This window comes from Cyclobacterium sp. 1_MG-2023 (assembly GCF_030546805.1).
Lineage (GTDB): Bacteria > Bacteroidota > Bacteroidia > Cytophagales > Cyclobacteriaceae > Cyclobacterium.
This window is the reverse complement of sequence record NZ_JAUOPC010000018.1, coordinates 77,991-84,107: the sequence shown is the minus strand read 5'-3', so window position 1 is coordinate 84,107 and position 6,117 is coordinate 77,991. Positions and strand designations below refer to the sequence as shown.

Sequence of the window (6,117 nt, the reverse complement as noted above, 5' to 3'; positions counted from 1 at the left end):
AATCCCTTCTTTCTTACTTTCGTTCCCCGCTTTTGGGATGACAAAGGTGCACTTTCTTTTTTAATTTACAATGGGAATATTCAAGAAAACTGACAATAAATCATAAGTCTCCTGATTATCAGCGTTAAAAATATTCGACCTTTTAATATTTAAATCCGGGGATAGCCCTATCCCGCTTTTTACCCAATTTATAATTCCTGAAAGTGTACCTCATGGACAACTCATGAGCCCCTCCACTGTTTCTCCAAGCCAGCTTTGACACCGTAAAATCAAAACTATAGCCTATCTGCAAATCATTAGGTAAAGAGAACCCTAAAAGTGCGATGATCGCCTCATTATTTGGTAAACTGCGTTTGGTAGGAAGCCCCCTGTACCATACACCCATAATCAAAGGGGCATAAAATAACTCCGCTCCCACATCCAACTGATCAAATAAACCCTGCCTTTTGTAATTGAAAGCAAGTGACAAGGTTCGTTCTTGCAAGGTATTGTTGATTACATCTCCAATATTATTACTAAATAAATCAAAAGTAACACCCCCATGAATCCCATAACGTATAGGTAGCCGCTGATTCTCTAATTGAAGATAGGAAATATAAGGGCGGGTTAAATGATGTGCTGATACACCTAACCAAAACCTTTTGTCGTAATAATACAATCCTGTATTGATGTCTTCATGGCTTCGTTGACTGACATCTTCCACCCAACTTACTCCATCGCCCACTACTATCCCTCTGTCAATATCAATTTGGGTACCCAAAATTATACTTTCCACATTCACATTTCGGTGCACAAAACTTGCCTGAAGCCCGGAATGTAAATAACTGTATTCTCCCAATTTGATCCTGTAAGCATACGTTACCCCAATTTCCATATTTTGAACCTGTGAAAAAGAGTCTCGAACACCATTTGCTATCACTCCTATCCCACTATTCTTATGCGCTATGAAATGATCAAAGTAAGCTGAGAAGGAATTAAAGCTTCTATCCAGCCCTGGCCATTGGTTTCTGTAATTCACCCCAACCCTCGTCCATTCTGTACTTCCGGTAAATGCCGGGTTCAAATGTATGGGCGCGGCATAGAATTGAGAAAACTGCATGTCTTGCCCCAAGGCCTGCCTCACCAGCAAACCCAATAAAAAAACAAAGCCAATGATTTTACCCCCCATCATCTTATCAATAGAAATTTTCCGGACCTAGTAACAAGCTCCCCTTTGTTGGTTTTAAAATCGCCTCGATAAACGTAAGTCCCCGGTGGCAGTTGCGTTCCATTGATCGAACCATCCCAGCCTGCGCTATTCATGTCGTTAATCTCAATTAGAAATTCACCCCAAGTATTGAATATTTTTAATTCCATGCTTTCTATTCCCTTCATTTTAGGTATAAAAAAATTATCCTCCGACCTGGATGGGGTGAAGCCGGTGGGGAACATTACCCTGTAGGTCCGACGAATAATTATAGGAAATTCAAACGTGGCTGCACAATCAGGACCATTCTCTACCCGTAGGGAGACCAAAAACTCTCCTTTATCACCAAATACATGTACAGGCGAACGTTGTTCACTGGTGTTCCCATCCCCAAAATCCCAGAACCACCGTTGGGGATTACCGGCTGATAAATCCATAAACCTAATTGGATCTATTGCCAATATCCCATCTGCTGACTCTTCTTTCTTTCCGGTATTGTCCAACACATAATCGAAAGAAGCTTCCAATGCCTCTTCAGGAAGTATCACCCTTAAGGTGAGGGGAGCTGACCAACATTCCAAAGACTTGGGCTTCACACTTAAATAGTAGACTCCCTCATTTGACAAGGTGAGCATGTCCTCATTTATAAATTTCTCTCCGGAATCATTTTCAAGTTGGTAATCATATTGCGCTGAATCGTAATCGGTAATAAATCCGCTAATATCAGGAAACAAATCTGGCTGACAACCATAAATAGGGCTAAGCACTTCGAGATCAGGGTAAGCAGGATAGTTGATTGTAATGGGCTCAGCTACCAAGGGACAACCATCTGAGGAAATGGCTTGAGCATGAAAAACTCCCGTTTCTTGAACCAATAGGCTTGCGGATGATTCTCCTTCTATCTTTTGTCCATCTTTAAACCATTCATATTGTTGATTTTCTCCTAAGGAAAAGATACTCAATTCAACGACTTCACCCGGACAAGCCTCCTTACTTAATAGTGGAAGCTGATTGACCAAGATACTTATTGGTTCAGGCTCGTCCATCACATCCAATAGAATAACGCTTCCATTTGAAGTTTTTCCGTAATTATCCGTAAGGGTATAATAAACCTGCAATTTATCCCCTTTGAAATCCGGATGGGGCACAAATGAAAATGATGTCCCTACACCGGAATATTTAAAAGTACCTTCATTGGTAACCAAAACCGCTTCATCCGTGCTGCATCTGCCCGAAAGGCAAGGGTCTGTCTCTATTTCCATAATTTCATCCATGGATTCAAAAAACCGGAGACAGCTAACCCTAGAGTCTATATTGGGTAAGGTATAATTCTCTTCCGGTATTTCAAGAAAATTTTCCTGTCCCAAACACACGCCAATATTTTCTATATTCTCTGTTGTCGGTTTCTTTAAATTGTCTTGATCGGCCACCTCAACCAATAAATTCCTGATTTCATGAACATTTGTTTCTCCACCGGTAGATCCAGCAAATCCTATTTTCAAGGTTTTGGGAGATGGGTAGGGATAATCTATATTATCTATTAGTGTTATTTGACGTGGATTAGCATTTTCGGTAGTGAAAATCATTTCTACATCCAAAAAATAACCCGCATCCCCATCCTTAGGTCTTAGCTTAAAAATCACCTTGCGGTAACCTTTTTGATCGGGCAATTCTGCCCGCCCAGTTCCCGTGCCTCCTGAACTGATGGGGAACTGCTGGTCCTCCGGCAAACCATAGGTACCGCCCTCATTGGTCTTTACTCCGGTGATAAAATGATAACCATTGTATCCATGCCCCGGCCCCCTAACAACTACCGCATTTGGATGCAGCCGATTTATTCCCGAGGAAAACCCTCCAATTTTATTTTCAGAATTATTTCCAAAATTTCCAAAACTATCAAATCCTACCCCTAAATAAGCATTGGTCAAACCGGGGCTATCGACATTCATGGCATACCCCAAAGACCCGCCGAAGGCTCCGGGAGAAAATGAGTTAGATTCACCATCAAACAAGAAGACGGTCATTCCATCTGCTCCTGTACCTCCATAGCTGAAATATTCAAAGGAGGCTTTAACCCCGAAACTGGAAGAAAAAGGAATATCAATATAAACGTAGCCCTTCTGATCCATCACCGCATTAGTTAGCCTCAACACTCCATCCCGGATGACCGCATCACCTCCCAAAACAGTTTCTTCCCGTTCAATCCCCTCCTGAAAAGATTCACAATAGGGGAAACCTTGTTGCGCTTTCAGGTTAAACGAAAGCATCATTACAATTAAAGAAAGTCCAATAGATACCTTCATACGGTTAGCAAGCTTGCTACTTCAATAAAATTAAAACGAGTTCTTCCAAATGCATCCATTGAATAAGCACATAGCAGTATGGCTTTACCCGACCTTCGACTTTCTTGAAACTCAAAAGAACAGCTCGCCTAATCAAGGTTTTCTCTGCTCAAAATTGATTAATTAGTGTACATACCTCTATTTATACAAAAGCATTTCCCAGAAAACACCAAAATGAATCCTGAAATATCCAACTAGGTAGTCATCCCATATAACAAGAAATAAACAGGAACTTAAGATAGCCAATAAAAAAATAAATAAAAAAGGCTTCTCCCTGATAGTTAGGAAGAAGCCTTAATATTAATAAGTGTATAAATTCTCTTATTTAAGTATGGTCTGTTTTCTATCGGGACCGACAGACACCATTTTAATAGGAACCTCTAGTTCTTTTTCTAGGAAAGACACATAGGCTTTCAGTTCATCAGGGAATTTTTCATAATCATCAATTCCATCCAAGCTACAATTCCAGCCCTTCAAGGTTTCATAAACCGGTTCTATGCCTTCAGTAGTACCATTCAGGTATTGTTGATCTGTTTGGTTTCCATCTCCGAGTTTGTACTCCGTACAGATTTTGATTTCTTCAAAGCCATTGAGTACATCAGCTTTCATCATAAACAATTGGGTTACCCCATTGATCATGATTGAATATTTCAATGCGGGGAGATCAATCCAACCACACCTTCTGGCGCGGCCTGTGGTGGAACCGAACTCATTGCCATCTTTACGCATTTGCTCTCCATCGGCATCAAATAATTCTGTAGGGAAAGGACCACTCCCCACCCGGGTACAATAAGCTTTAAAAATTCCGAACACCTCTCCTATGGTGGAAGGAGCCACTCCCAAGCCTGTACATGCACCTGCGGCCATGGTGCTACTGCTTGTCACAAAAGGGTAACTACCAAAGTCAATGTCCAATAGAGAACCTTGGGCTCCTTCGGCCAAAACTTTTTTACCGGATTTTATGGCAGCGTTCACCTCAAACTCCGTTTCAACAAGCCTAAGTGATTTAAAAAACGTAACTGCATCGAAGAAATCCGCTTCTAAGGCAGCAAGATCTTCTAATCCAAAATCATAATAATTCAAGATTGACTTGTGTCGCTCGACCAAATCATGGTATTTATCTTTGAAATCCGGGGACAACATGTCGCCTACTCTCAATGCCACCCTGCCAATTTTATCTTGGTAAGTTGGTCCAATTCCTTTTAAAGTTGAACCAATTTTTTTATCGCCTTTGGATTTTTCATAAGCAGCATCCAATAGTTTATGGGTAGGAAGGATAATGGTGGCCTTTTTGGAAATGGCCATATTTTTATTAAAATCAATATTGAATTTTTCCAAATTCTTGATTTCTTTCCTTAAAACTACAGGATCCAGCACTACGCCATTGCCTATTATATTCTGGATATTTCCCCTGAAGATCCCGCTGGGAATTTGATGCAAAACATGCTTTATCCCGTCAAACTCTAAGGTATGGCCGGCATTGGGTCCTCCTTGAAATCTGGCTACCATTTCATAGCTCGGTGCTAGATAGTCTACTACTTTACCCTTGCCTTCGTCACCCCACTGGAGACCTAAAAGAACGTCCATTTTCATTTTATTTTTAAATAAGTATTACTGCCTTCTATCAAAACAAGCCGTGAAGATTGTCATGTTTGTAAAAATTTACAACTCCCCGGCTAAATTTTATTGAATAAAAATGGCTTTTGAATTATTTTACTTGTTCTAACGCCTCCTCAAGCGTGTCAGATACATTAAATATATTATTGAGTTTGGTAATAATTAGCAGCTTTTTAACATGCTCTGAAGGAGAGGCTAAAAACACTTCCCCATCTGCATTTCTCATTTTTGTCAATACTGTAATCAACACTCCTATTCCGCTAGAGCTAATGTACCTGACCTCACTAAGATCAATGATGCAGTTTTTCACTCCATCTTGCAAGCCGTCCGAAACCAAGCCAACCATTCGAGGACCTGAATCATCACCGATCAAATCACCTTTGATTTTCAATAACAAAGAATTATTTTCTATCTGGGACTGAAATTCTGCTTTCATGAATTATAATTTATTTTTTTTCTTGCCTTCAGTAGCACCTACCCTATATTCACAATTCTCATCTGTACAATTTCCGTAAAGCAATAAAGAATGATGAATGATATTAAAATTCAACACCTCTCCTACAGTATTCTGAATGTTTTGAATTCGGGGATCACAGAACTCCTTTACCTGGTGACACTCCGTACAAATCAGGTGATCATGTTGCTTGTATCCATAGGATTTCTCGTATTGAGCCAAGTTCTTTCCAAACTGATGCTTGGTAACAAGGTCACATTCTACCAGTAAATCTAAAGTATTGTAAACCGTAGCACGACTTACCCGGTAGTTTTTATTTTTCATACTTATATACAGGCCTTCCACATCAAAGTGCCCTCCCCGGCTATAGATCTCTTCTAAGATCGCATACCTTTCAGGTGTTTTTCTCAGCTTTTTGTTTTCCAAATAGGCGGTGAATATTTTCTTTACCTTTTCGTAAAGATTTTCTACTGAAGCCATACTTTCATTTTTTTTACAAATATACTGTTCTTATTTAA

General features: G+C 40.0%; 5 protein-coding genes. All 5 read right to left on the bottom strand.

Annotated elements, in window-relative coordinates:
* Positions 1 to 142 precede the first annotated feature (142 nt).
* The 5 genes from Q4534_RS22035 to Q4534_RS22015 all read right to left on the bottom strand — a co-directional run bounded on the left by Q4534_RS22035 (position 143) and on the right by Q4534_RS22015 (position 6,079).
* A complete protein-coding gene (locus Q4534_RS22035; protein ID WP_368509168.1) occupies positions 143 to 1,171 on the bottom strand; it encodes a type IX secretion system membrane protein PorP/SprF in 1,029 nt (342 codons plus the stop codon).
* Positions 1,168 to 3,489 carry a PKD domain-containing protein gene (locus Q4534_RS22030; RefSeq protein WP_303615318.1) on the bottom strand — a complete coding sequence of 774 codons (2,322 nt, stop codon included), beginning with the start codon at positions 3,487 to 3,489 and terminating at the stop codon, positions 1,168 to 1,170. The genes Q4534_RS22035 and Q4534_RS22030 overlap by 4 nt, the downstream gene beginning before the upstream one ends.
* A 360-nt stretch (positions 3,490 to 3,849) precedes the next feature.
* Entirely contained in the window at positions 3,850 to 5,121 is a 1,272-nt protein-coding gene (locus Q4534_RS22025; protein ID WP_303615317.1) for an adenylosuccinate synthase, read from the bottom strand.
* Positions 5,122 to 5,236: 115 nt separating this feature from the next.
* Positions 5,237 to 5,581: an STAS domain-containing protein gene (locus Q4534_RS22020; RefSeq protein WP_303615316.1), complete on the bottom strand. Its 345-nt coding sequence runs from the start codon at positions 5,579 to 5,581 to the stop codon at positions 5,237 to 5,239.
* A 3-nt stretch (positions 5,582 to 5,584) separates the two neighbouring features.
* A complete protein-coding gene (locus Q4534_RS22015) occupies positions 5,585 to 6,079 on the bottom strand; it encodes a Fur family transcriptional regulator (RefSeq protein WP_303615315.1) in 495 nt (164 codons plus the stop codon).
* Positions 6,080 to 6,117 lie beyond the last annotated feature (38 nt).

What these genes read in the sequence shown, in the direction of transcription:
- Q4534_RS22020 (WP_303615316.1), bottom strand. Translation starts at nt 5,581, where the DNA reads ATGAAAGCAGAATTTCAGTCCCAGATAGAAAATAATTCTTTGTTATTG.
- Q4534_RS22025 (WP_303615317.1), bottom strand. Translation starts at nt 5,121, where the DNA reads ATGAAAATGGACGTTCTTTTAGGTCTCCAGTGGGGTGACGAAGGCAAG.
- Q4534_RS22035 (WP_368509168.1), bottom strand. Translation starts at nt 1,171, where the DNA reads ATGATGGGGGGTAAAATCATTGGCTTTGTTTTTTTATTGGGTTTGCTG.
- Q4534_RS22030 (WP_303615318.1), bottom strand. Translation starts at nt 3,489, where the DNA reads ATGAAGGTATCTATTGGACTTTCTTTAATTGTAATGATGCTTTCGTTT.
- Q4534_RS22015 (WP_303615315.1), bottom strand. Translation starts at nt 6,079, where the DNA reads ATGGCTTCAGTAGAAAATCTTTACGAAAAGGTAAAGAAAATATTCACC.